The 24,522-nt window shown below is 69.9% G+C and carries 17 protein-coding genes; 13 read left to right on the plus strand and 4 right to left on the minus strand.

The window, feature by feature from the left end:
- Positions 1 to 148: 148 nt before the first annotated feature.
- From GXY15_09930 to GXY15_09965, 8 genes are all read left to right on the plus strand, one after another.
- Positions 149 to 3,403 (plus strand): sigma-70 family RNA polymerase sigma factor, encoded by a 3,255-nt coding sequence (locus GXY15_09930; protein NLV41528.1) that lies wholly within the window; start codon positions 149 to 151, stop codon positions 3,401 to 3,403.
- 157 nt (positions 3,404 to 3,560) lie between these two features.
- Positions 3,561 to 4,838, plus strand: coding sequence for a hypothetical protein (locus GXY15_09935; protein NLV41529.1), 1,278 nt, complete (start codon positions 3,561 to 3,563; stop codon positions 4,836 to 4,838).
- Between the two features lie 19 nt (positions 4,839 to 4,857).
- Positions 4,858 to 5,523 (plus strand): GerMN domain-containing protein, encoded by a 666-nt coding sequence (locus GXY15_09940; GenBank protein ID NLV41530.1) that lies wholly within the window; start codon positions 4,858 to 4,860, stop codon positions 5,521 to 5,523.
- On the plus strand, positions 5,520 to 6,338 hold the full coding sequence (locus GXY15_09945; protein ID NLV41531.1) for a glutamate racemase: 819 nt from the start codon (positions 5,520 to 5,522) through the stop codon (positions 6,336 to 6,338). Before GXY15_09940 ends, GXY15_09945 begins: the two co-directional genes overlap by 4 nt.
- A gap of 259 nt (positions 6,339 to 6,597) precedes the next feature.
- Positions 6,598 to 7,995, plus strand: coding sequence for a hypothetical protein (locus tag GXY15_09950; GenBank protein NLV41532.1), 1,398 nt, complete (start codon positions 6,598 to 6,600; stop codon positions 7,993 to 7,995).
- Entirely contained in the window at positions 7,992 to 9,008 is a 1,017-nt protein-coding gene (gene tsaD / locus GXY15_09955) for a tRNA (adenosine(37)-N6)-threonylcarbamoyltransferase complex transferase subunit TsaD (protein ID NLV41533.1), read from the plus strand. Before GXY15_09950 ends, tsaD begins: the two co-directional genes overlap by 4 nt.
- A gap of 95 nt (positions 9,009 to 9,103) precedes the next feature.
- Positions 9,104 to 10,222, plus strand: a complete 1,119-nt coding sequence (locus tag GXY15_09960) for an aldose 1-epimerase family protein (protein ID NLV41534.1) — start codon at positions 9,104 to 9,106, stop codon at positions 10,220 to 10,222.
- 42 nt (positions 10,223 to 10,264) lie between these two features.
- Positions 10,265 to 11,620 carry a hypothetical protein gene (locus GXY15_09965; protein NLV41535.1) on the plus strand — a complete coding sequence of 452 codons (1,356 nt, stop codon included), beginning with the start codon at positions 10,265 to 10,267 and terminating at the stop codon, positions 11,618 to 11,620.
- 24 nt (positions 11,621 to 11,644) lie between these two features.
- Here the strand turns inward: GXY15_09965 and GXY15_09970 are convergent, their stop codons facing one another.
- Positions 11,645 to 12,724: a hypothetical protein gene (locus GXY15_09970; protein NLV41536.1), complete on the minus strand. Its 1,080-nt coding sequence runs from the start codon at positions 12,722 to 12,724 to the stop codon at positions 11,645 to 11,647.
- Positions 12,725 to 12,972: 248 nt separating this feature from the next.
- On the opposite strand from GXY15_09970, the gene GXY15_09975 reads away from it, so the two are divergent.
- From GXY15_09975 to GXY15_09990, 4 genes are all read left to right on the plus strand, one after another.
- Positions 12,973 to 15,024: a UvrD-helicase domain-containing protein gene (locus tag GXY15_09975; GenBank protein ID NLV41537.1), complete on the plus strand. Its 2,052-nt coding sequence runs from the start codon at positions 12,973 to 12,975 to the stop codon at positions 15,022 to 15,024.
- Between the two features lie 207 nt (positions 15,025 to 15,231).
- The gene (sat, locus tag GXY15_09980; GenBank protein ID NLV41538.1) at positions 15,232 to 16,398 is read left to right on the plus strand and encodes a sulfate adenylyltransferase; all 1,167 of its coding nucleotides are present in this window, start codon (positions 15,232 to 15,234) and stop codon (positions 16,396 to 16,398) included.
- A gap of 19 nt (positions 16,399 to 16,417) precedes the next feature.
- Positions 16,418 to 17,485: a glycosyltransferase gene (locus GXY15_09985; GenBank protein ID NLV41539.1), complete on the plus strand. Its 1,068-nt coding sequence runs from the start codon at positions 16,418 to 16,420 to the stop codon at positions 17,483 to 17,485.
- Positions 17,486 to 17,516: 31 nt separating this feature from the next.
- Positions 17,517 to 18,062, plus strand: a complete 546-nt coding sequence (locus tag GXY15_09990; protein NLV41540.1) for a hypothetical protein — start codon at positions 17,517 to 17,519, stop codon at positions 18,060 to 18,062.
- Here GXY15_09990 and GXY15_09995 read toward each other — a convergent pair.
- Positions 18,056 to 18,916 carry an SDR family oxidoreductase gene (locus GXY15_09995; protein NLV41541.1) on the minus strand — a complete coding sequence of 287 codons (861 nt, stop codon included), beginning with the start codon at positions 18,914 to 18,916 and terminating at the stop codon, positions 18,056 to 18,058. The two genes, GXY15_09990 and GXY15_09995, sit on opposite strands and share 7 nt — an antisense overlap.
- A gap of 26 nt (positions 18,917 to 18,942) precedes the next feature.
- Positions 18,943 to 20,028, minus strand: coding sequence for a 3-phosphoserine/phosphohydroxythreonine transaminase (gene serC / locus GXY15_10000; GenBank protein ID NLV41542.1), 1,086 nt, complete (start codon positions 20,026 to 20,028; stop codon positions 18,943 to 18,945).
- Positions 20,029 to 20,385: 357 nt separating this feature from the next.
- On the opposite strand from serC, the gene GXY15_10005 reads away from it, so the two are divergent.
- Positions 20,386 to 21,330 carry an ADP-ribosylglycohydrolase family protein gene (locus tag GXY15_10005; protein NLV41543.1) on the plus strand — a complete coding sequence of 315 codons (945 nt, stop codon included), beginning with the start codon at positions 20,386 to 20,388 and terminating at the stop codon, positions 21,328 to 21,330.
- Between the two features lie 4 nt (positions 21,331 to 21,334).
- Here GXY15_10005 and GXY15_10010 read toward each other — a convergent pair whose 3' ends face one another.
- Positions 21,335 to 23,953 (minus strand): DEAD/DEAH box helicase, encoded by a 2,619-nt coding sequence (locus GXY15_10010; GenBank protein NLV41544.1) that lies wholly within the window; start codon positions 23,951 to 23,953, stop codon positions 21,335 to 21,337.
- Positions 23,954 to 24,522: the final 569 nt, after the last annotated feature.

A 24,522-nucleotide genomic window follows, 5' to 3' on the forward strand; every position in this document is an offset into this window, starting at 1 on the left:
ACTGTTGGGGAGATTTGGCTCCAGCCTGGCCGCTTTTTTTCCCGTGATGTCCTCTCGTGAATCCCATCCACGACTTGTCGCATTCCGTCCCCCCGGCGGCATCCTTATAATGGAGGCCGGAAACACCGGCCGAACCGGGAGCGCTGGCATGAACGAGTCGGAACTGGTCACACGGATCCTTGCGGGCGAGGAAAGCCTGTTCGCGCAGATTGTGTCCCGCTACAGCGGGTGCGTGTGGGCGGTCTGCTCCAGCTATGTGCGGAACCCGAGCGAGTGCGAGGACGTGGCGCAGGAGGTGTTCGTGCAGGGATACCGGCGGCTGGACACGCTGCGCAACCCGCGCGCCCTCGGCGCGTGGCTGTGCCAGCTGGCGCGCCGCCATTCGCTGATGTGGCTGCGGGGCGCGGCGCGGCGCGAGCACTCCCTGGCCCGCTACGGGGAGACGCTTCCCGCGCCCGTGCCGGACAGCGGGTCCGGGGCGCGCGGGGAACTGGAGGAGGCGGTCTGGGACGCCCTGCACGGGCTGCCGGAGCTGTACCGGGAGGCGCTCCTGCTGCGCTACGCCGAGGGCTATTCAACGGAGCAGGCTGCGGCGGCCCTGGGCATATCGGCCGCCGCCCTGCGAAAACGCACCGAACGCGCGAGGAACCTGCTGCGCGACGCCCTGTGGGAGCGCATGACCCCGGCGCTGGAGAAGCGCAGGCACAGCGGGGACTTGGAGAGGGGCATTCTGGCCGCCATTCCGTTCGGCACCGCGCCCTGGCTGGGTGCGGCGGGAACGGGGGGCGCGGCCGTGTCAGTAACCTCAATGAAGGGAGGGACCAGCACTATGTTCGGAAAGATCACCCTGATGGCGGGCGCCATCGCACTCACCCTGCTCGGGGGAAAGGCGGCGTTGCAGTTCGCTTCCGCCCCGGATGCCGCGACACCGCCACCCCTCGCGATGCAGACGGATCAAACGGATCAGTCGGAGGCGGCCCCCGCCGTTTCCGCAACCCCCGAACCGGCCGACGCGGCCGCCGCGTTGCCGTCCCCGGAAGCGGTCCCCGGTGTCACGCCTGCGGCGGAGACCGCGTCCCCCGCGCCCGCCGTCGCGCGGGAAATCCATGCCGCACCGGCCCATGTGTCCGGACGCGTCACTGACGGCGAGGGCAATCCCCTTGCGAACGCGGATGTGTTCCTGGAGGTGGGCCGGGGACTGGACCGGAACGATGTGTGTGGGCACTATCATACCCGGACCGGCCAGGACGGCCGATACCAGATCGCCGGAGTGGGGGACTTTGGGCCGGGGGTGCTGTACGCCGTCGCTGACGGATTCTGCATGGCGTTTCACCTCTGCGACCCGTCGGAGGGCGGCAGCCTGCGGGGGGTGAACGTGGAACTGTCCCCGGCGGTCCATTTCGTGGCGGGCCGGGTCGTTGACGGGAACGGCGCGCCGGTGCCCGGGGCCTCCGTGGACTGCCTGTACTATGGATACGATCTGGAGGGCCTCGCGGAAACCGCGAAAACGGGCGTGACCACGGGAAACATTGGGGGCGTCAAGCTAGTCTTCACCGCCTCCAGCGAGGACGGGGCGTTCCGCGTCGCCCTGCCGCATGGCGGCCTGTGCGATTTCCGCGTGGTCGGGGAGGGGCATGGAACGGGTTTCTTCCCCAGGGTGCCGACAGGGGAAGAGAACGCGATGTTCGCCCTGAACCCCGGCGGGGTGCTCTCCGGCACCGTGACCGACACCGAGGGACGGCCCGTGCCCAACGTCCCCGTCCGCATTGCCGGGGAGGCACGGCCCGGCGGTCTGTCCCTCGTTCTGGCGAAGATTCAGCCGCTGCCGGCGCCCCCCGTCACCGTTGTGACCGGGGCCGACGGCGGTTACCGGGCGGCGGACCTGGGCGCGGATTTCTCCTATTCGGTGGCCGTTATCCCCCCCGAACAGGAGGACACCGGAACGCTTCCCACGGAACAGGGGGTGCGCCGGATTGCCGAAATGATGCGCCAACACGACCAATCCATGCATGTTGAGGAGGTTTCCGCGGGGAAGAAAGGGCTCCGGGTGCAGGCAGGGCGGGAGACGGCGGGAGCAGACCTCATCCTCGGGGCGACCTCCTTCGCCACGCTGCGCGGACGGGTCACCGACCGCACCACGGGCCGGCCGGCATGCCCCGTGGTCGTCACAGCTGCCGTCTACGGCGGCGGCGCGAAAGACTATTTCCAGGCGAAGCGGGGCTGTTCCGCCGTGACGCTTCCGGACGGCCGCTATGAGCTGCGCCTCTCGAACCTGACCGCGCCCGTGGAGTTCAGCGTGGGGCACCTGTACATGACGGAGGGCGGCAGCGCCTGGGACCAGCCGGAAGAGGAACTCGCCACGGTCACCCTGGGCCCCGGGGAAACGCGGGAGCTGGACCTGGCGGTGGATGCGCCCGTCACCGCCCCGGTGCGCTATGTGGGCCTGGACGGCAAACCGCGGCAGGGCATTGCGGCCGCCATGCGCATGGCGGGCGCCCGGGGAGGGTGCGGCGGAGCGCTGGTCTCCGGCGCGGACGGGCGGGTGGTCTTCCACGGCCTGCGGCCCGGCGTGAGCCTTGAGGCCCTCGCCTGGCTGGGCACCGGATCAAGGACCGACACCATCGGTGTGAGCGGGGCGTTCACGGGAAAACCGGGCGAGACGGTGCCCGAGGTCACCGTGGTCTGCCGTCTTGCCGGAGGCGTGGAAGGCCTGCTCACCTATCCCGACGGACGCCCTGCGGCAAACACGGCACTGCGGTGCCGCTTGCAGGAGGGGGAAGCCAACACCGCCGGGGCCTCCGCCACCACCGATGCTTCGGGCTACTTCCAGCTCCCCGCCAGTTTGCCTGAAGGCCGGCATCCGGGCATCGTGGTGGAGTTCCTCGACCGGGAAACCGCCACGGCCTATACGGACACAGCCGAAGAGGTGGAGATCGCCGCCGGGACGCTGACCAGCCTAGGAACGCTGGCGGCGGCGGCGGAAACGGATTTGGCGCGGGTTGTGGACGCCGTGGGCTGGGACCACACCTCCAACACTGCCATCGCGCAGAACTACACGCCGGAGGCGCTCGGTACCCTTCCAGATCCGGACGCGGTGCTGAAGACAGGGCTTGCCCTCTACGACCTGGAGCGCTATGAGGAGGCCCTCGGCGTATTCGGCCTGCTGGAGGAAGAATCGCGGGACACCCCCCTTCTCCGGGCTTCGGCCCTCATTTGGCAGGGATATCTGCTGGACCTGCTGGGGCGGCGCGAGGAGGCCCTCGCCGCCTACGACGCGGCGGCGGACACCGGGGCAGCCGGTGTCATGCGTCATGACCAGTTCGGGATCTCCTACGAACCCGCCCGGGAGGCCGAGGCGCGGCGGACCGCGCCCTTCGTGCGGGTGGAGAACCTTGAAAAATAATCCAGGGGAAGCGGACGGGCGGGGGGACGGCACGGCTGCCGTCCCCCCTTTCCTTTCCGCACGCTCCGCCGCTTTTTGCGCGGGGCGGCGGCTTCCGGTAGAATAGCGGCGGTTTGTGCGCCGTCGGGTTGGATTGTCTTCACTGGAGCCCCCCCAAGTGCGTCCCCTTGCTGAAAGAAAGCCCTTTGCGCCGCTGCTTGCGGTGGTGTTTGCCGCCCTGCTGGCGGCGCTCTGCCCGCCCCTTTCCGCGCAGGACGCCGCGAAGACCCCCGCGCGCCTGTCGGCCGCGCAGCGGGACATCGGCGGCGTGACGTATGTCTCCCTCTCCCAGCTGGCCGACCAGTTGGGGGCGACGGTGCTGGTGGCGAACGGCGGCGTCGAAGTGTCGCTGGAGGGCGCCAAGGCTGTCGCCCTGCTGAACGACCCCGCCGTATCGGCGGGGCAGACCCGTTTCCCCCTCAACCATCCCCTGATTGCCGAGCAGGGGACCGCCTTTGTGTCCCTTGCGGACGCCGCGCCGTTTTTCCAGCAGGCCTTCGGGGTGGCGGTTTCGCTCGCCGGGCCCGCCCCCGCGGACACCGCCCTGCTGGCCCCGTCCACGCCTTTGGAGGCCCCCCTGGAGGAGGAGGATCCCGCCGCCCTGCTGGAAACGGTGGAGCCGTTGACCCCCGCCGCCGAAGCCCCCGCCGCCGAAGCCCCCCCCGTGGAGGAACCGCCCGCACTGGAACCGCTCGTTCCTGAACCGCCGGAGGCGGCAGACCCGGAGATGACCCCGGCACCCGAAACGCAGCCCCCCCCGGCGGAGGAGGAATCCGAACGGCCCGCAGTGGAGGTGCTTGTCAAAGGTCCGGTGGTTTCGCTCGTGCTGGACCCCGGCCACGGCGGCTCGGATGCCGGCTCCACCGGCCCGAACGGCCTCCAGGAAAAGGGCGTGACCCTGGCACTGGCCCAGCGCGTGGCCGCAAAGTTCGCGGAGCTTTCCCAAATCCCCGCAGCCCTCACGCGGGCCGACGACCAGACCATGACCGCCGGCGAGCGGACGGTGGCGCAGGGGGTGCGGCCCGGCGCGCTGATCGTAAGCATCCACATCGGCGCCTCCTCAGCGCCCGCAGCCCCGGTCACCGTGCTGCATCCCGCCGTGCGCGGGGAGGGCGGCGACGCCGACGGTCTCGCGGCGCGCGCGGCGGATCTGGCCGCCGGCCTGGCGGCCGCCCTCACCGGCGCAAACCAGCCGGCCGCCGTGCACAGCGCCCCCCTGCGGGTGCAGACGGCGGCGGCGGTGCCCTGCATCCTCCTGGAGTGCGGCACCCTGGCCACGGCGGAGGGCGAGGCCGCCCTGACGGATGAGGCGGCGGCCGCAAGCCTCGCGGACGCCCTGGCGGCCGCCCTGGCGCAGACCCTGGAGGCGTTCAACGCCCGGGAACAAACCCCGTGACAAAAGGCATGGTACACACGTGAAGAGCGGAGCGAAAAAGAGCATCCTGTTCCGGCTGGCCCTTTCCCTGTGGGCGCTGGCCACGCTGGTGCTGTGCGTGGTCGTCGCGGCGATGGCCGCCGAAATGATCAAGACAGGGCGCAGCCCCATGACGGCGCTCACCGCCCCCCTCCCCGCCGGGGACGCGGCCGGGGAGCGGGCTGCGAACGCAACGCCCGAGACGTTGAAAACCGCCCAGTTGTATTTCGCCGCCGAGGACGAGAGCGGGCTCGCGCCCGAGCCGGCCTCGCTGGAGTGGGGCCCCCGCACGGTGGAGAACTGCCGCAGGGCCCTGACGGCGCTGGTGGCGGGGCCCCGCCAGCCGGGACTGGCCGCCGTGTTCCCCGAGGGCACGCGCGTCCGCGGCGTCTATCTGCTGGACGGCGGCGAGCTGGTGGTGGACTTCTCGAACGAGATTTCGCTGGGCGCGATGCGCCAGCGCAGCGCCGCCCGCGAGGCCCTGCTGACCCAGGCCATCGCGACCACCCTCGTGCAGGAGGCCCTGCGCGGCACGGACGACCAAAGCCTCCGGTCCGTGCGCATTCTGATCGAGGGTGCCCCGCCCCTGGAGCAGTTCCCCGCGCATCTGGACTGGTCGCAGCCCGTCCTGCCCGACCCCGGCTGGGTGCAGGCGCAGATGCAATGAGCGGGGGGGGCCCCAAAGAGCCCGCCATCGGCGTGTTCGATTCCGGGGTCGGCGGGCTGACGGTCTTCCGCCGCATCGCCGAGGCCCTCCCCCGCGAGCATCTCTGCTACTTGGGCGACACCGCCCGGGTGCCCTACGGCACCAAGTCGGCCGACACGGTCATCCGCTACGCCCGCTCCTGCGCCGCCCACCTCCGGGCCCGGGGCATCAAGATGCTGGTCGTCGCCTGCAACACCGCCTCCGCCTACGCGCTGGAAGTCCTCCGCGATGAGCTGCCCCTTCCCGTGATCGGCGTGGTCGAACCCGGCGCGCGCGCCGCCATCGCCCGCACCAAGACGGGCCGCGTGGGCGTCATCGGCACCCCGGGCACGGTTGCCAGCGGCGCCTATGTCCGCGCCATTGCCGCCCTCTCCCCGGACATCCGGGTCTATTCCCAGGCCTGCCCGCTGTTCGTCCCGCTGGTGGAGGACGGCTGGACCACCGGTCCCGTCCCCGAAGCCGTGGCATCGCGGTATTTGGACAGACTGGCCGCAAGGGGGGTGGACACTCTGGTGCTGGGATGCACCCACTACCCCCTCCTGCGCGGGGTCATTGCCAAGGCCATGGGTCCGAAGGTTTGCCTCGTGGACAGCGCCAAAGAAACAGCCAAGGCGGTTGTGGAAACCCTCCAGGACCGGGCAATGCTCCAGACGGGAACCCGCCCTGGCCGCCGGGAGTTTTACGCGAGTGACGCCCCGGAGAGTTTTGCCAAGGTGGGGGCCCGGATGCTGGGCCCGCGCACCCCCCTCGCGCAGGTGGAATGGGTGGATGTTTAGATTCATGCCGCCCAGTTTGTTGCCAAAAACACACATGTTTGTGTTTATTATTGTCTTTATTTGCCTGTTAGTACCCGCTGGCCATGCCGATGACCCAACAAGCGCATCCGCCATTGCGCAACGCTGCCACGTCCTGTTGGAAGGGCTGGGCTATGCCCCGGACACCATCCGGGAGGGCCGTGTGGATGCGTCCGACTCCTTTGTTCTCAACGCACCCTTTTCCGGGGCGCGCTCTTGGGGTGACACCCGGGCGGCGTTTGTGGCGGAATTCGTCCGTTTGGGGGTGACGGTGGTGGAGGCACCCGGGCTGGACGACTATGCCGCCCTGCATCTCTTCCGGGGGGGGCAGTTGATCGGGGAGGTGGTGTTTCTCCCGGTGGAGATGACCGAAGAGCCCGAAGAGACGGAGGTGCCCGAGGAGGTCCCCGCCGTTGTGAAAGCACCGCCTGAACCGCCAACTGCCGCTCAGGAAGCGCTTTCCCTCCCTCCGGACCCGGACCCCGAAAGCTCCTCCCCCCCCCTCGAGGAACCCGAATCCGCGCCGACCGATCCTTCGGCCTGTGAAGCCGTCACGGACCTGGTCCGTCATGTCCTCCTGACAGGCGGTGTTCCGGAGGACCATTTTGCTCCCGAAGGGCAGTCCCCGGCGGCGCAGCCGCCGAAATTAACCGTCACCCTTCCGCCGGAAATCGCCGTGGAACAGGTGGCCGAATGGGTGGAATCCGCGACCGCCGAATACGGGTTCTATTTGGAGACCTATCAGGGGGGGCCCCACCGGGCCATCCTCCGGGTAAGCCAGGAGCACAGCTCCTGCCTGGAGCTCGTCTGCGTGACGGAGGCGCAGGAGCCTTGGGCGGTGGCGGGCACCGCCGCCGAACCCGTGCCGCCTGCATCCCCGCCCCCCGCGCCCCTTCCGGAGCCGGTTCCGCCCGCACAAGAAAGCGCCCCTCCGCTGGTGCCCGCACCGGCGAAAAAGGCCCCCCCCGCCGGGGGGAAGGGGCCGGTTCGGGTGGCCATCATCCTCGACGATGGCGGTTGGGGCGGCCCGGAGACGCGCCGGGTGCTGACGCTGGACAACCGGCTGACGCTGGCGATCCTGCCGAACGCGCCAAAGACGGAGGCGCTGGCGAGGGAGGCGGCGGAGAAGGGCTTCGAGGTGATGCTGCACATGCCGATGGAATCCAGCCTGACGGCGCGGAAATTCCCCGGCCAGGTTGAGACGTCCATGGACCGGGAAACCATCCACCGGCTCGCCCGCGAGGCCGTGGCCCAAGTTCCGGGACTCGTGGGGGTGAACAACCACACCGGCACCCTGTTCACGCAGGACGCGGAGCGGATGGGCTGGTTCATGGAGGTGCTGCGGGAGAAGAACCTGTACTTCGTGGACAGCATGACCACCGCCAAGTCTGCGGCCCACGCCGCCGCCGGGGCGGCGGGGCTCAAGGCGGCGCGCCGGGATGTGTTCCTGGACAACGACGCCAGCCTTCCCTACATCCGCAACCAGGTGCGGGAGCTGGTCAAGCGCGCGCGGACGCGCGGCAGCGCCGTGGCCATCGGCCACTTCCGCCGAAACACCGTCACCGTGCTGGAGGAAATCCTTCCGGGACTGGAAAAGGAGGGCGTGGTGTTGACACGCATGTCGGAGCTGGTGCAATGAGCGTGGTGCTTGCCTTTGAGAGTTCCTGCGATGAGACCGGCGTGGCCGTGGTGGAAAACGGCCGGACCGTGCGGTCCAACCTGGTGATCTCGCAGATTGAGATCCACCGCGTCTTCGGCGGGGTGGTCCCCGAGATCGCGTCGCGCCAGCACATCAAGGCCATATACCCCCTGGCCGTCGCCGCGCTGGACGAGGCCGGACTGACGCCCGCCCCCGGCGAAACCCCGGCGGTGGACGCCGTCGCGGCGACCAACGGCCCCGGCCTGATGGGGTCGCTGCTGGTGGGGCTGGGCTTCGCCAAGGCACTGGCCTACGCATGGAAAAAGCCCTTCATCCCCGTCCACCACATTGAGGGGCACCTGTTCTCCGCATTCCTCGACGCCGAGCCGCCGAAGTTCCCCTTCCTCGCGCTGGTGGTCAGCGGCGGGCACACCCAGCTCATCGAATGCGGCCGCCCGCACCACTATGTCCTGTTGGGCACCACGCGCGACGACGCCGTGGGCGAGTGCTTTGACAAGGTGGCCCGCCTGCTGGACCTGCCCTACCCCGGCGGGCCGTCCATCCAGCGCGCGGCGGAGGGGGGCAACCCGAAGGCCTTCAAGTTTCCCCGGGCCATGCTCCGCGACGAGAGCCTGGACTTCAGTTACAGCGGGCTGAAGACGGCGGTGCTGTACACCCTGCGCGACCACCCCGACGCCGGCCGGGCCGACCTGGCGGCGAGTTTCCAGGAGGCGGCGGTGGACCTGCTGATCGCCAAGACGGAGCGCGCCCTCGACCGGACGGGCGCGGAGCGCCTCGTGATCGCGGGGGGCGTGGCGGCCAACCGCCTGCTGCGCGAGCGCGCGGCGCGGCTGCCTGCGGAGCTGTTCCTCCCGCCCATGAAGTACTGCGTGGACAACGCCGCCATGATCGGCGCCGCCGCCGCGTCCCGGCTGGAGCACGGCCTCGTCGAGGGGGGGCTGGACACGGCGGCGGACCCGTCCCTGCCCCTGTGCGCGTCCCGGGAAGACTGAGTCCCTTTCCGATTGACTTGACCGCCGCCGCTTCGTATGCTGGTGGACGAAACAGCGGCCGGCGCGCCGCAGGCAACCCCAAGGAGGAGCGAACCATGGCAGCATCCAAGAAGAATCACAGCCCCAACGACCTGCGCAGGCGCGTGGGAAACATGGACCAGATCGCGGGGGTCCGCATGGTGGCGCTGGAGGATGGCAACGAGCGGCCCAGCCGCGCGGCGGTCTTCCACACCGGCTCGGGCCTGGAGTTCACGGTCATGCTGGACCGGTGCCTGGACATCTCCGCCGCGAGTTTCTGCGGCAAGGCGATGGGCTGGCGCTCGGTGTGCGGCGACGTGGCGCCGCAGTACTACGAGCCCGAGGGCTTCCGCTGGCTGCGCAGCTATTTCGGCGGCCTGCTCACCACCTGCGGCCTCTCCAATGTGGGGGGGCCCGCGGCGGACAGCGCCGTGAGCGGCGTGGGCCTGCACGGCCGCATCGGCAACGCCCCGGCGCGGAACGTCCAGGTGGAGCAGGACTGGGATGAGGACGGCTACTACCTCCTCTCTGTCGAGGGCACGATGCGCGAGGCCGTGGTTTTCGGCGAAAACCTCACCCTCACCCGCAACGTCTTCACCGTGATGGGCGAGAAGCGCTTCTGGGTGCAGGACACGCTCACCAACGAGGGCTTCCGCCGGTCGCCGTTCATGCTGCTGTACCACTGCAACGTGGGGTGGCCCGCCGTGGACGGCGGGTCGCGGCTCTACGCGCCCAGCCGCCGGGTGGCGCCGGTCACGGACCACGCGCGCGACGGCCAGGAGAAGCACAACGTCATGGACCCGCCCACGCCGGACTATGCCGAGAAATGCTACTACCACGACATGGAGCCCGACGAGGAGGGCGCGGTCACGGCGGCCATCGTCAACAGGGACGGCTTCGGCGTCTATGTGAAGTACTTCAAGGACGAGCTGCCGCGCTTCGTGCAGTGGAAGATGATGGGCGAGCAGGACTACGTCTGCGGGCTGGAGCCGTGCACCTCCGGCGTGGCGGGGCGCGCCGAGACGGAGAAACAGGGCCTGCTGGAATATCTGGAGCCCGGCGAGTCGCGGGCCTTCGGCCTGGAGTTCGGCGTTGTGGAGTCGCCGGAGGAGCTCGAGGCGCTGCGCAAGATGCGGCGGCGCGTCAAAACCGAATATGTCCGCAAACCCCTCGACCTGCTCAAGGGCGGCAAATAGCGCGCGGCGGGAGGCGGAATCCGCACCGAGGTTCTTTTTTCAGTGAACGACACGGCAGTCCATTCAGAGGAGACGCTCAGGGGGGCGTTTCAGCGGCTCTTCCCCGGGGAGACGCCGCGTCTCGCGCGCGCCCCCGGCAGGGTCAACCTGATCGGGGAGCACACCGACTACAACGGCCTTCCCGTCCTCCCCATGACGCTGGCGCACGAGGTGCGCCTGCTCTTCTCCCCCCGCGCCGACACCCGGGTGCTGCTGCGCAACCTGCGGCCCGAATACCCGCCTGTGGAGTTTGACGGCGCCGGCAAGCCGTCCCCCTCCCCCGCCGGGTCGTGGGAGAACTATGTGAAGGCCGCGCTTCTCGGGGCGCGCCAGTATGCCCCCGGCCTGCCGGACGCCGGACTGAACCTGCTGGTGGACGCCACCCTGCCCGCCGGGGCGGGCCTGAGTTCGTCCACCGCCCTGGTGGTGGCCGCTGCCCTCGCCTTTCTGGACGCCGCCGGCCGCGCCCCGGCAACGATCCGGGACCGGCTGCGGCTGGCCTCCGCCCTGGCGGAGGCGGAGCATTTCGTGGGCACGCGCGGAGGCGGCATGGACCACGCGGTCCTCCTGCTCGGGAGCGCGGGCCACGCCTGCAAGATAGACTTCTTCCCCCTGCGCGTGGAGCACGCGCCCCTGCCCGACGACTGCGCCGTGGTGGTGTGCGACTCCCTGGTGAAGGCGGAGAAGAGCGGCGCGGCGCGGGGCAAATACAACCTTAACCCGCGCCTGTGCGCCCTGGCCTGCGCGTTGGTGCGCCGGCAGCTCCGCGAGGACTTCGGCGAGGAGGTGCCCCTGGAACGTTTGGGCGACCTGTGGTCCGGCCCCCTCTGCCTCACCACGCGCGAGGCGGAAAACCTGTTCATGAGCGCCATCCCCGAGGGGCGGCTTACCCTGCCGGAAATCGCGCGGCTCCTGGGCCTCTCCCCCGAAGACGCGGCGCGGAAACACCTCCCGGACGTCACCGTGCCCCCTGAAGGGGTGGACCTGCACGCCCGGGTCACCCACCAGGCCGCCGAGTACCGCCGGGTGGAGCATGCCCGCGACGCCCTCATCGCGAACGACCCGGAGGCCTTCGGCCGCCTCATGGTCGCCTCGCACGACAGCTGCCGCGACAACCTCGGCGTGAGCTGCCCCGAACTCGACCGGCTGGTGGACACGGCCCTCAAGGCGGGGGCCCTGGGCGCGCGCCTGACCGGAGCGGGTTTCGGCGGCGCCACCGTCAACCTCGTCTGGCGCGAGAAGACCTTCTCCTTCATTGAGCAAATGGCCCGCGTCTGCTATTCGGGACACCCCGGCCCGCCGCCGGTCTTCATCGCCGAGACCGCGCCCCCCGCCGGTGTGGGGGAATTGCACGGGTAGCCGCGCACCGCTCCGGGTCTTTCCCTAACGCGCCGGGCGCACCGGAAACGCCGCAAGCACCCCGGCGGTGGCCGCTGTCATTCCCTGCGTGTAGGCCCCGGGGTCCCGGACCTCGAAGCGCATCATTTCCCGCGCCCCGGCCCCATATCGGACAAACCCGTCGCCGGTCACGGAGACGCGCACGGGGGAAAAGGTGAAGAGGTCGTTGGCGGGCACGGTGGCGGCATCCCCGCCGGGCCGGACCGCATATCCCGCGTCCGTCTTGACGATGGGCTGCCCGCACAGGGCCGCAAACACGGCGGTGCACCACAGGTTGCGCGTTTCCGCGAAGAGTTTGTCGCGGCGCGCCGGGTCCACCGGCTGGCGCAGGAAGGCAAGGGGATCGTCGGTCTCCTTTTCCAGGGCGTAGATAAAGAACTGCACCAGCTCCGGCGGCGCGCCGCGCAGCAGGTCCCCGTGGTTCGCCTGCCAGAACGAGGCGTGGCCCTGGTTCTGCCACGCGCCGCCGTCAAAACAGGGCACCCAGTAGACCGGCAACCCGGAACGCATCAGGCCGACATAGGCCTGCGGGTCAATCATGACGTTGTACTCGACGAAGTCGGGGCTGGAAGCGTCGCCGATGAAGGCACCAATGCGGCGGATCTTTTTGCGGCACAGCTCCGGATCCCGGTTGAACGCCGCCACCACGTCGCGGATGCTTCCCACGGACAGCACGACCACAGGCTCGGGGCTCTCCCGCAGCGTCTTCAAGATCAGCTCCACACCCCCCTGCCATTCCGGCCCCCGGTCCAGCCCCTTGTCATCGGGACTCGTGAGCGCGGGCCAGAGCCCCGCGGCCACGGGAACCTTCCTTCCCGTGAGGGCGTTCATCTGCCCCACGGGGATGGCGCCGGGCCGCCGGGCCTGCTCCCCTTTCATGCCCTGATCCAGCACAATCCCCAGAATCCTGACGCCCGGCAGGGCATACAAAGTCGCCACATCGAAGTGGTCGTCGGGGTCGTCGTGGGGATGAAAGAGGTCGGTGCAATAGAGCACCGGCACGTCACCAGCCGCTGCGGACAGGGAGAGGGCGCACACAACAAACACGGCTGACAACAAACGCATGGGAACCTCCTGGGCGGCGGCGGTGGACCGCGCGCCGCGGGGGCATTTTACCGCATGCGGAGCCGCCGCGGCGAAGTGCCGGAGAGGGAGGATGGACGAGATGGACCCTATGGACGGCATGGACAACGCGAACCGGGGAAGTTCCCCTCCGGCCGACATGGCATCCGCGCGTTCTCATGCACTAAAATACACGCGGCCCGACGGCCCCGCCGTTTCCCCCAAAACATCCTTTCCGGACAGGTGTTCTTTTGCCCTCCATCGAAAAGCTTCTTGCAGGCCTCAATCCGCCCCAGCGCGCCGCTGTCGAACAGACGGAGGGGCCCGTGCTGACGCTGGCGGGGGCGGGCAGCGGGAAGACCCGGGTGATCACGCGGCGCATCGCCTATCTGGTCGCCTCCGGGCTCGCCGCGCCGGAGAACATCCTCGCGGTGACCTTCACGAACAAGGCGGCGGGCGAGATGCGCGAGCGGGTGGCGGAGCTGATCGGGCGCGACGCGGCGGCCCGGGCGGTGGTCAGCACCTTCCACTCCTTCTGCGTGCGGGTGCTGCGCCGGGAAATCACGGCGCTGGGCTACCGGTCCAACTTCACGATCAGCAGCGAGAGCGACGCGCGCACCCTGCTGCGGCGCGTGCTGGACGACCTGGGCGCGCAGCACGAGCGTTTCGACCCCGGCCTGTTCCTGTCCGCCATCAGCCTCGCCAAGAACACGGGCAAGTCCCTGGACCAGGCGGCGGACGGCGCCGCAGGAAAGGACGAGAAGTACGCCCAGTACATGCGGGAGGTCTTCACGCGCTACGACTCCGCCCTGCGGGCGGCGAACAGCCTGGACTTCGACGACCTGCTGTCGCTGACCCTGCGGCTGTGGACCGAGCACCCGGACTCGCTGGCCGCCCTGCAGAAACGGTTCCGCTACGTCATGGTGGACGAGTACCAGGACACGAACAAGGTGCAGTACGAGCTGCTGACCGCCCTGGTCCGGAAGCGCCGCAACCTTTTCGTCGTGGGGGACGACGACCAGTCCATCTACGGCTGGCGCGGGGCGGATGTGCGCAACATCCTGGGGTTTGAGAAGGACTTCCCCGAGGCCCGCGTCATCACCCTGGACCAGAACTACCGGTCCACGGAGACGATTCTCGCCGCGGCAAACCAGGTGATCGGGCACAACACCGCGCGCCGCCCCAAGAACCTCTGGTCGGCCCTGGGCAAGGGGCGCCCGCTGGACCATTTTGTGGTGGCGGACGAGGAGGAGGAGGCGCGGGCGGTGGTGGAATGGCTCGGCACCATCCGCGAGAAGGCCGGGGCGAAGCCCGCCGACTTCGCCATTCTCTACCGGTCCAACCTCCAGTCGCGCCCCTTTGAAATCGCCCTGCGCCGCGCGGGTGTCCCCTACGCCGTCTACGGCGGCCAGGAGTTCTTTGAACGCGCCGAGGTGAAGGACATTCTCTCCTACCTGAAGATCATCGCGAACCCCCGGGACGAGGCGGCCTTCCTGCGGGTGGTCAACATGCCCCGGCGCGGCATCGGGGACGCGGTGCTCCACCAGGCCCACGACCTCTGCCGCGCCGAGGGGAAATCGCTGGGCATGGCGCTGGCCGCCATGCTGGAGCGCGGAAGCGCCCCCAGGGCGGCGGAGATGGGCATCCGCCGTTTCCTCTCCATTTTGGCGCATTTCCGAAAACGCTTCCGGGAACGCGACGGGGCCATGGGCGCCATCCTGCGCGACCTGGTCGCCGAGATCGGCTATCTGGAGGAGCTGGAGCGCACCAGCCGCACGCCGGAACAGTACGAGGCCCGCAAGGAATGCGTGGAGGCGGTGGTCAACGCCGCCGCCCTCTACGAGGCCGACACGGACCACCCCTCTCTTTCCGGGTTCCTGGACACCTCCAGCCTGAACGGAGGCGACCGGCCCGACCGCAACGGGGACCAGCGGCAGGACGCTGTGTCACTGATGACCATCCACAGCGCGAAGGGCCTCGAGTTCCCCTTCGTGTTCATCGTGGGTATGGAGGAGGGCACCCTCCCCCACGACCGCAGCGTTAAGGAGGGCGGCCTGGAGGAGGAGCGCCGGCTCTTCTACGTGGCCCTCACCCGCGGACAGCGCCATGTGACGCTGTTTGAGGCCGTGCTGCGCACCATCCGGGGCCGGGAGAAAACCACGAAACCCAGCCGTTTCCTGCTGGAATTGCCGCAGGAACTGGTGAACACCCGTGTGCAGGCCGCGCGCACGCTCATGGAACCGGCCCCTGCCGACACGCCGCCGCCGCGCAAGCGAAAATCCGGCCCGCGGCGACAGCGGTGACTCCGGGCAGAGGAGCACCCTGAAAATGCGGCGATCTTCAGCCAGACGCCTGCATTGCCCCCGGATCTGGCTGAATGACGCCTTTGCCCCCGGCAGCCTCCCGGCTGCCGGTGTTCTTTGGCAAACGCACCGCGTCTTTCGCGCCAAACCGGCCATCTGCTATACTCCCCTTTTCGCCCTCGGCCTTTCACCGTTAGGAGAAACCACATGTCCATACAGCCCCACGGGGGAACGCTTGTCAACCGTTTTCTGCCCGCCGACGCGGCCGCACACATCGTTGAATCCGCCGCCGGCATGGCCAGCATTCAGGTGGACGCGTACACCGCCTTTGACATGGACTGCATTGCCAAGGGCATCTTCAGCCCCCTGACCGGGTTCATGAACGAAGAGCAGACCCGGCGGGTGCTGGACACGATGGAGCTGGCTGCGGGGATTCCGTGGACCATTCCGATCCTGCTGGCCGTGTCCGCGGAGCAGGCGGACAGGCTGGAGACCGGCGCGCCCGTACTCATCCGGGACGACCGGGACGAGGCGGTGGCGGTGCTGCACCTGGCGGAGAAGTTCTCCCTCGACAAGGGGGAGGTCTCGGAGAAGGTGTACCGCACCCGGGACACGGCGCATCCGGGCGTGGCGTACACGATGGGGCTGGGCGACGTGTTTCTGTCGGGGGAACTCGACGTGCTGAAGGACCGCCGCGTGGAGCATCAGGAGCACAACCTGACGCCCGTGGAGACCAGGGCGGCCTTCGCGGAGCGCGGGTGGCGGCGCATCGTGGCGTTCCAGACGCGCAACCCGATCCACCGGGCGCATGAGTACATCACCAAGTGCGCGCTGGAGACCTGCGACGGCCTGCTGATCCACCCGCTCATGGGCACGACAAAGAGCGACGACATCCCCGGCGACGTGCGCATGAAATGCTACGAGGTGCTCATGGAGCACTACTATCCCCGCGAGCACGTCATGCTGTCCATCATGCCGGTGAACATGCGCTATGCGGGGCCCCGCGAGGCGGTGATGCACGCCATCGTGCGCAAGAACTACGGCTGCACCCACTTCATCGTCGGCCGCGACCACGCGGGCGTCGGCAACTATTACGGCACCTATGACGCGCATCACATCTTCGACGAGATTGACCCGGCGGCGCTGGCGATCACGCCCATGTTTTTCGACCACTCCTTCTACTCGAAGCGCACGGGGGAAATGGCGACCTCCAAGACGGCCCCGGGCGGCCCGGAGGACCGCGTCACCCTGAGCGGGACCAAGGTGCGGGAGATGCTCGCGCGCGGCGAGATGCCGCCGGCCGAGTTCACACGCCCCGAGGTGGCCAGCGTGCTGATCGAGTGGGCGCGGGGGGCAAACGGGTCCGCGACCTGACACGGCGGAAAGAGACTGCATGCTGCTTGGTGTTTGCACGGCCAACGACGCGACCCTGCGTGCCGGCGCGGTGGAGAACCCGCTGGAGGCCGAGTACCTCGCCCGCACAGTCGAGGCGCTTGCCGCCAAACACGCGGACATTGAATGCCGGGTTTTCTCGGGGGTCGCCCCCGGAGGCCCGGCGGGGGACGGTGTGACACCGGTTTCCCCGCGTGTCGTTTTCCCTTTTTCCCGTTCCTACCGGCCCGGTCTCCGCAGGGCCGCGTCCGCCGCGCGGGTGGATGTGCTGGTCGCGCATCCCTCCGTGCTGTCCGCCGGAAAGGCCGACCACGACCGGGTGGCGTTCATCTTCGACCTCCTCCCCTGGCGAAAGCGCACGGGGCCGTCCGGCGTGGTGGAATACGCGCTGCCCCGGCATGTGGCGAAAGTCTGCCGGGACGCGCAGGGCATTGTCTGCCCCTCGCGGGAGGCGCAGCGCATCTGCGCGGGCCTGCTGGGCGTCGGGCTGGAGCGCATTACCGTGGCCCCGCCGGGGGTGCATCCCCTGTTTTCCGAGCCGATGCCGCCCCTGGTGGCCCCGCCCTACTGCGTGACCGCGCTCACCCCCTACACCGCCCCCCTGCTCCCGGCGGTCCTTGAAACGGCGAAGAAGCGCCCCGAGCTTTTTCCTCCCACCCTGGTGGTGACCGGCCCCCCGATGCCGGACGAGCCCAAGGACTGGGGCATGCCCGTGATCCGGGTGGAGTCGTGCCCGCCGCGCGCGCGCGCGGCCCTGCTGCAGCACGCCGCGTTTTTCCTCTACCCCGCGCTGCACGACCTGTCGGGCATGCCCGTGCTGGAAGCGCTGCGCGCCGGGACGCCCGTGGTCACATCACGCGCGGGGGCGCTCCCCGAGGTGTCCGGCAGCGTGCCGTTCTTCTGCGACCCGGAGAGCAGCGCGTCCCTCGTGCAGACCCTCCGGCGGCTGGCGGAGGAGACGCCGCGCGAGCGGCGGGAGCGCGTCGCCACGGGGCGGGTGGTCGCGCAGGACCACGAATGGGGGCGGTGCGCGTGGAAACTGCTGTCGGCGGCCAAGCGGGCCGGTTGACATTTCCCCGCCAATGCACCAGAATACCGGCATGATGACACGGCTGGCCACACGCGCCCTGTTCCTCTGCCTGCTGCTGACGGCGGCGGGCTGCTCCCTGCCCGGGTTCCAGGACCCGATCCTGTCGCTGGGCGAGTGGGGGGACGAGGAGACGCGGGTGGACTTCCGGCTGAGCCGGTTCACCCTGGACTTTGCCTTCTCGGCGGGAACGTTCACCGTGGTCGGCGACTACACCGTGAACCCCGACGCCAATCCGAAAGAGGTGGATTTCACCGCGCGCAAAATCAGGTACACCCTCTCCGGAGACGGGGGCAGGAAGGGAACCTGGCGGCGGCTCTCCATTGTTCAGGCAAACGAGCTCCACCAGGAAATGCTCGCGGCCGCCGAAACCTCGGCGGATGTGCACGCGGCGCAGAAACTGCTTGTGTTTCTGGAGAGTCTCGCCTCCGGACTGCCCGCGCCGGGCATCTACAGCATTGAGGTCACCTTCGGCACCTATCTCTCCCTCGGCTACAACCGCCCGGCCACCGGCCGGCCCTGGGACATGGAGGCCGCGCTGGTCCGCGAGGACTACTGAGCGCTTCCCGTCATCAGCGCGCCGTAGCCGTCCCGCCATGTCGGGAAGCGAAACGCATAGCCCGCCCCCCGCAGCCGCCCGTTCGAGACGCGGCGGCACCCCCCGTGCATGACCGGCGCCCCCGTTTCGGCCGGGGACGCGTCCACCGAAAGTGTCACACCCGCCCGCGCGGCCAGCCAGGAGAACACCTCGGCGCGCGGCGCGGGCGCATCGTCCACGGCGCAATAGACGGGCGTGGGCGCGTCCTGCGCCGCCAGAAAGGCCAGCGCCCCCGCGCAGTCGTCACGGTGGACCAGATTGAGGATGCGGCGCTCGTGGGGACAAATCACCGCCCGACCCGAGCGCACCTCATCCAGAAGCCGGGTGCGGCCCGGGCCGTAGATGCCCGCCAGCCGGACCACCGTGGCGGGAAAGGGGCCCTCCAGAAAGACACGTTCCCCCTCCAGAAGCATCTGTCCGGAGAAGGTCTGGGGTTCTGTGGGCGACGTCTCGTCCACCCATTCGCCGTCCTGCTGGTGGTAAACCCCGGTGCTGGAGGTGAAGAGGACCCGCCGGGGGGACTGTCCCGCCGCAGCGAGGGCGCGCAGGAGGCTGCGCGGTCCGTCCACGTAGGCCCGCCGGTAGGCCTCGGGCGTGGAGGCGTCCGCCGAGGCCGTGTAGAAGACCCAGTCCAGCGGAACATCGGGCAGGGGCGGCCCACCCGCCGCGCACAGGTCGCCGGTCAGGATGCGGACACCGTCACCGCGCGTTTCGGCGCGGCGGCGCAGCCCCCAGACGGTGTGGCCTGAAACGGTCAGGGCGGCGCCCAGCGCCGCCCCGACATATCCAAACCCGGCAATGTAGGCATTCGCCATGCGCGGGTGTCTCCCGGTTCTCCGCGTCAGCCGTTGACGCGCTGGAACTCGGCCATGAAGTCGCAGAGGGTCCTGACCCCCTCGACGGGCATGGCGTTGTAGATGGACGCGCGCACGCCGCCGACGGAACGGTGGCCCTTCAGCCCGTCCAGGCCCGCCTTCTTCGCCTGGTCAATGAACAGCGCCTCCTGCTCCTCGGTCCCGGCGCGGAAGGTCACGTTCATGATCGAACGGTGCGCCTTTTCGGCGTGGCCGCGGTAGAAGCCGCCGCTGTTGTCAATGGCGTCGTACACCATCGCCGCCTTCATCCGGTTGAGCTCGCCCATCTTCTCCAGCCCGCCGATCTCGTCGCGGAGCCACTTCATGACCAGGCCGATGATGTAGATGGTGAAGGTGGACGGCGTGTTGTACATGGAGTCGTTCTCGACCAGCACCTTGTAGTCGAGGAGCGGCGGCAGGTTGGCCGGAACGCGCTCCAGCATGTCCGCCCGCAGCAGCACGACCGCCGTGCCCGAGGGCCCGACGTTCTTCTGGGCGCCGGCGTACATGAGGGCGTACTTGCGCGGGTCAAAGGGGCGGCACAGGAAGTCGGACGAGGCGTCGCAGAAGAGCGGCTTGCCCTTCACGTCGGGCTCGGCGGCGAACTGGATGCCCTGGATGGTCTCGTTGGAGGTCATGTGGACGTATTCGGCCCCGGGGTCGAGGTCCAGCTCGGCATCGCCGGGCATGCGCACGAAGTTGTCCGCCTTGCCGGACCACGCGGCGCGGACCGCGCCGAAGCGCCCGGCGTCCTTCATGGCCTTGGAGGCCCAGGAGCCGACGTGCAGATAGTCCGCCTTCTTCCCCGCGAGGAAATTCATCGCCAGCATGGTGAACTGCTGCGTCGCGCCGCCGGGGGTGAAGAGCACATGGTAATCGTCGGAAAGGCCGAGCAGGGACTTCAGGTCCGCCTGGGTCTCCTCCAGAATCTTGAGGAAGGTCTTGGACCGGTGGCTGATCTCCATGATGGAGGCGCCCGCCCCCGGAAGAACCGGAAGGTCGGCCTTGGCCTGTTCGATCACTGGAAGGGGCAGGGTGGCGGGGCCGGCGGAAAAGTTAAAAACGCGTGCCATCTGTGGGGGTCTCCCTGTTGTTCGTGCGGGTTGGCGCGGAGATCGGTCACCCGTCCCGCCTCCCGGCGGTGCCGGAAGGGAGTGACCAGCCCCAAGGGCGGGATGGCCGTCGCCGCGCTGAATGGGCGGAATTATACCCCAGTGTTCCCTCCGTTCCCAAGTTGACGCTTCGCCGGCGTGGACGAGGGGGACGGCATGGACAAGATGTACGGGGGGGCGGGCATCTTGCGCCTCCCTGTCCGCGTTTTCCGCGCGCGCGGCGTTATGCCGGGCGGAACGTGCTATCATGGACGGGCGGCACTGCCCGGGGCATGGTCTGGGGCCTTGAATGTGGAGGATGGACCGGTGGCAAAGGACATGGGTGTGGATGCGGCCCGGCTGGACCGGGCGCGGGGGTGTCTGCTGGGGCAGCTCGCGGGGGACTCTCTGGGATCGCTGGTGGAGTTCATGCGGCCGGGGGAAATCCGGGAGGAGCACCCGGACGGGGTGTGGGATCTGGAGGACGGCGGCTCCTGGAACACCCTGGCGGGGCAGCCGACGGACGACTCGGAAATGGCCCTGGCCCTGGCGCGGTCGCTGGCGGAGCGGGGTGTCTTCAACCCGGGCGCGGTGCGCGGGGCGTATGTGGACTGGCTGCACTCCCACCCCTTTGACATCGGGAACACGGTCTCCTCGGGGCTGCGCGGCTTTCTGAACCGGGACAGCCAGGCGAACGGGGCCCTGATGCGCGTGAGCCCGCTGGGCATCTTCGGCGCGGGCCGGCCGGAGGATGATGTGGCGGCGTGGGCCGCCGCGGACGCCGCCCTCACGCACCCCCACCCCGTCTGCGTCGGGGCCAATGTGCTGTACACCCTGGCCGTCGCGCACGCCGTGGACGCGGGGCCCGCCCCGGACGCGCTGTACGCCCGCATGCTCGCGTGGGCAAAGGAATGGAAAGTGCCGGCGCCGCTCCGCGACGCCCTCACGGCCGCCGCCGACAACCCGCCCGCCGAGTACCTTTCCCAGATGGGGTGGGTGCTCATTGCGTTTCAGAACGCCGTGTGGCAGATGCTCCACGCCCCCTCGCTGGAGGACGGAATCGTGGACACGGTCATGCGGGGCGGGGACACGGACACCAACGCGGCCATCTGCGGCGCCCTGCTGGGCGCGGTGCACGGGCTGGACGCCGTGCCCCAGCGGTGGGTGGACGACATCCTGGACTGCCGCCCCGAAGCCGGCAGGCCGGGCGTGCACCGCGCGCGGCCGGAATGCTACTGGCCCGTGGACGCCCTGGAACTGGCGGAGGCCCTCCTCGCGCGGTAGGCGGTCACGCCACGCCGTCCAGCAGCAGGCAACGGACCTGTTCGGGCGGCAGTTCCAGCAGAAAGCCCCGCCGGGGCACGGTGCGGATGACGCCGCGCCAGTCCCCCGCCGCCGCGGCGATCCGCTTGAGCAGCATGTTCTTCTGGAAGTGCATCTGGTTGTCCTCCACCACCGCGTCCCCCCACACCTCGCCGTAGAGCCGGTCGTAGGGCACGCACTCGCCCGGGGCCGCCGCCAGCGCGCGGATGAGCCGGTACTGCTTGTCCTGAAGGAGCACGACCCGGCCGCGGATGCGGATTTCCCCCGGCCGCCGGTCGTCCACCACCAGCACGGCCTCCGGGGGGGCCGTCTCCGGCGCGGCGGATTCGGGGGTGCCCGCCCATTTGCGCAGGGCCGCCGCCTGCGCCGGGTTCAGCAGCCGCCCCAGCGCCTCGTCGGACACGGCATGCACCGCCTCCGGCGTGGTCAGCCCGGCGGCGCCCAGCGCGAGAAGCGCGGCGCGGTCCAGCGGCGCGCCCACCCCGCGCGCGAGGGCCAGCGCGGCGTCCCCCACGCCGCGCGCCAGCCGCGCGGACAGGCCGTCGAGCCGGTCCACCAGCGCCTGCGGCGCGGCGAGGGCGTCGGCCAGGCCCGCGGCGGCGTCGGCCAGCCAGGCGGCCTGCTCCGCCGACGCGAGCACCTGCCCCGCCGTGGTCTCCAGGGCCTCCTCGATGTCCGCGAGGGACGTTTCGCGCAGCCACTCGTCGAGCATGAGGGCGGCCTTCACGGCGCGCACCTCGTCAAAAAACGGCGTGAGGCGGCAGGACCGCAGGCGGTTGAGCGGCGTGTCGGCCTGCATCTCCTGCGAGGCCGCCGCGCACTTGATCCGTCCCGGATAGTCGGCGTGCTCGTACTCCCGCGCCGTGAGGGTCACATGCAGCATGCGGCCCTCCGCCGTCAATCCCGCCGCCAGCAGGAAGTCGAGGTCAAGCCAGGTCCGGTCGCCGGACAGGCGCACCCACCGGCGCAGCGCGTCCGCCGTGGCCAGGCTGATCCCCCGCGCCGCCGTCACCCGCCCGAAGGGCGTGGTCTCCAGGGGCGTCTCCCGCGAAAAGGCCGCGTCCGCCGCCGCGCGGCCCTCCCCGGCGGCCGTCCGCAGCGCCCCCGCCTCCATGCAGCGCCGCACGGCGTTTTCCACGCGGAACCCCAGCTCCTCCGGACGCCGCTTCCCGGCCCAGGCCACCCGGGCCGCCAGGGTGCGCGCGAAAAAAGCCTCCAGTTCCGCGGCGGAACGGCACATCCGCGCGGCCACCAGCCGCAGGGAGAGGTCGTCCAGGGGCGCGCCGGCCAGCGGCGTCTCCAGCGCGGGCCGCGCCGCCTGCACATAGCACCGCCACAGGCTCTCCTGGTCGAAGGGCGCCGCCGCCACCAGCACGGAGCGCCCGAAGGCGCGCCCCGCGCCGAAACGGCCCGCGCGGCCGCTCATGTTCTCGTACTCGCCGTACTCGATGGGGGCGCGCCAGGGCAGCTCGAAGCGGGGGTGGTAAATCCACTTGTCCGCGCTGAGGAACACGTTGGCCGCGGGCAGGTTCATCCCCGCCGCCAGCGTGCCGGTGGACACGAGGATGCGCGCCTCCCCGGAGCGGAAGGCCGCCTCCACCACCCGGCGCTCGGCGGGCGTCAGGTCCGTGTTGTGGAAGGCGACCCCGCCGTTCAGCGTGTGGCGCAGCAGGTCGCGGCAGCGCGTGGGCTCCAGCGCGGACAGCGCCTCCTGCGCCGCAGGCGCGGCGGGCAGGCGCACCCGCCCCGCCAGCAGCTCCGCGCCCCGGCGCGCCTCGTATTTCGACTTCACAAAGACCAGGCAGCCCTCCCCCGCCTCCGCCAGGGCGCGCACGTTCTGCGTGAGGGCCTCCCAGGTGGACGCGCCGGGCGTCTCCACCAGGCGCTCCTCGCCCTCCGACCGGTCGTTGTGCGTCCGGTACTTGTACACCCCGTCGTGCAGCACGCCGTAGCGCAGTTCCACGGGCCGCCGCTCCTCGCGCAGCAGCCGCGCCCCCAGCCACTCCGCCGCCCGGTCCGCCCCGCCCAGCGAGGCCGACAGGCCGATCACCCGCCGCCCCGACACCGCCAGGGCCGTCAGCAGCACCTCCGCCTCCGCGCCCCGGTCCGGGTCCGCCAGCAGGTCCATCTCGTCCGCCACCACCACCCCCAGCTCGTTCAGCCGCTCCGGCCGCGTGGTCAGCAGCTGGGCGAACTTCTCATACACCGCCACGGCCAGGTCGAACCCGCCCCTGGAAAAGGCCTCGTCATGCTCGCGGTGGTCCCGCGACGAGACGATCACCCGGAGCCCCAGCGCGCCGTAGCGCTCGCGGAACAGGGTGAACTTCTCCTCCGCCAGCGCCTTCAGCGGCACCAGATACACCGCCTTGCCCCGGCTCATGGCCGCGTCCACCGCCGCCATCTCGCCGATGAAGGTCTTCCCCGAACTCGTCGGCGCCTGCACCAGCAGGTTGCCCCCCCGGAACAGGTCATACTCCGTCACCGCCCGCGCCTGCAGCGGCAGCAGCCGCTCCCCCTGCGTCTCCCGCCACCGCGCCACCGCGCGTCCCGAAGCCCCGTATTCCGCCAGCCGCATCATGTCCATTGCACCATCCTCCAGAGCCGCCCGCACCCCGCGGCCGGCGTCCAAAGGGTAGTATACTGAAAATCCTTTCAGTTGTCAAGAAGAATGCGCGGCCCAGAGTGCCGGACAGGAGGACAGCCGTCGTCTACGCTCCAGGGCGCAGCAAGCAGCGCCCCTGCAAGAGGATGGCCCGGTGTTTTCGTGTATGCCCGGGGCATGGGCTGGTAGAGGCGCTGCTTGCCGCGCCCTCTTCATTTCACGGCGTGACCGTCTCACGCGCTAAAAAAAAGACAAGGCCGGCGGGACGCCGACGGTACGGAGGAGGCCTGCGGGGCGCGCTCCCGTACCGCAGGCATCCCGCCAGCCGAGTCCCCTCCGTTCCCGCAGCGGCAACCGCGTCATGGCGAGCCCCAGACCGCCGAAGGCGGGAATGTTGTTGAAGAAAGGGCTCCTCTGGCCCCGCCCCCCCCCTGCCTCCGCACGCTTTATCGGTGTTCATCGGTGTTCATCGGTGGTTCCCCCCTCCGGAACCACTCGCACAATAGGGGGGAGCCGCCAAGGCATGCCTGCGCCCTTAGTCGCGTGCGGGG

The organism is Candidatus Hydrogenedentota bacterium, assembly GCA_012730045.1.
Taxonomy (GTDB): Bacteria; Hydrogenedentota; Hydrogenedentia; order Hydrogenedentales; family CAITNO01; genus JAAYBR01.

Excerpts from the sequence above, each read along its gene's own strand:
- GXY15_09930 (NLV41528.1), top strand. The coding sequence starts at position 149 with ATGAACGAGTCGGAACTGGTCACACGGATCCTTGCGGGCGAGGAAAGC.
- GXY15_09945 (NLV41531.1), top strand. The coding sequence starts at position 5,520 with ATGAGCGGGGGGGGCCCCAAAGAGCCCGCCATCGGCGTGTTCGATTCC.
- tsaD (NLV41533.1), top strand. The coding sequence starts at position 7,992 with ATGAGCGTGGTGCTTGCCTTTGAGAGTTCCTGCGATGAGACCGGCGTG.
- GXY15_09960 (NLV41534.1), top strand. The coding sequence starts at position 9,104 with ATGGCAGCATCCAAGAAGAATCACAGCCCCAACGACCTGCGCAGGCGC.
- GXY15_09970 (NLV41536.1), bottom strand. The coding sequence starts at position 12,724 with ATGCGTTTGTTGTCAGCCGTGTTTGTTGTGTGCGCCCTCTCCCTGTCC.
- sat (NLV41538.1), top strand. The coding sequence starts at position 15,232 with ATGTCCATACAGCCCCACGGGGGAACGCTTGTCAACCGTTTTCTGCCC.
- GXY15_09985 (NLV41539.1), top strand. The coding sequence starts at position 16,418 with ATGCTGCTTGGTGTTTGCACGGCCAACGACGCGACCCTGCGTGCCGGC.
- GXY15_09990 (NLV41540.1), top strand. The coding sequence starts at position 17,517 with ATGATGACACGGCTGGCCACACGCGCCCTGTTCCTCTGCCTGCTGCTG.
- GXY15_09995 (NLV41541.1), bottom strand. The coding sequence starts at position 18,916 with ATGGCGAATGCCTACATTGCCGGGTTTGGATATGTCGGGGCGGCGCTG.
- serC (NLV41542.1), bottom strand. The coding sequence starts at position 20,028 with ATGGCACGCGTTTTTAACTTTTCCGCCGGCCCCGCCACCCTGCCCCTT.
- GXY15_10005 (NLV41543.1), top strand. The coding sequence starts at position 20,386 with ATGGGTGTGGATGCGGCCCGGCTGGACCGGGCGCGGGGGTGTCTGCTG.
- GXY15_10010 (NLV41544.1), bottom strand. The coding sequence starts at position 23,953 with ATGGACATGATGCGGCTGGCGGAATACGGGGCTTCGGGACGCGCGGTG.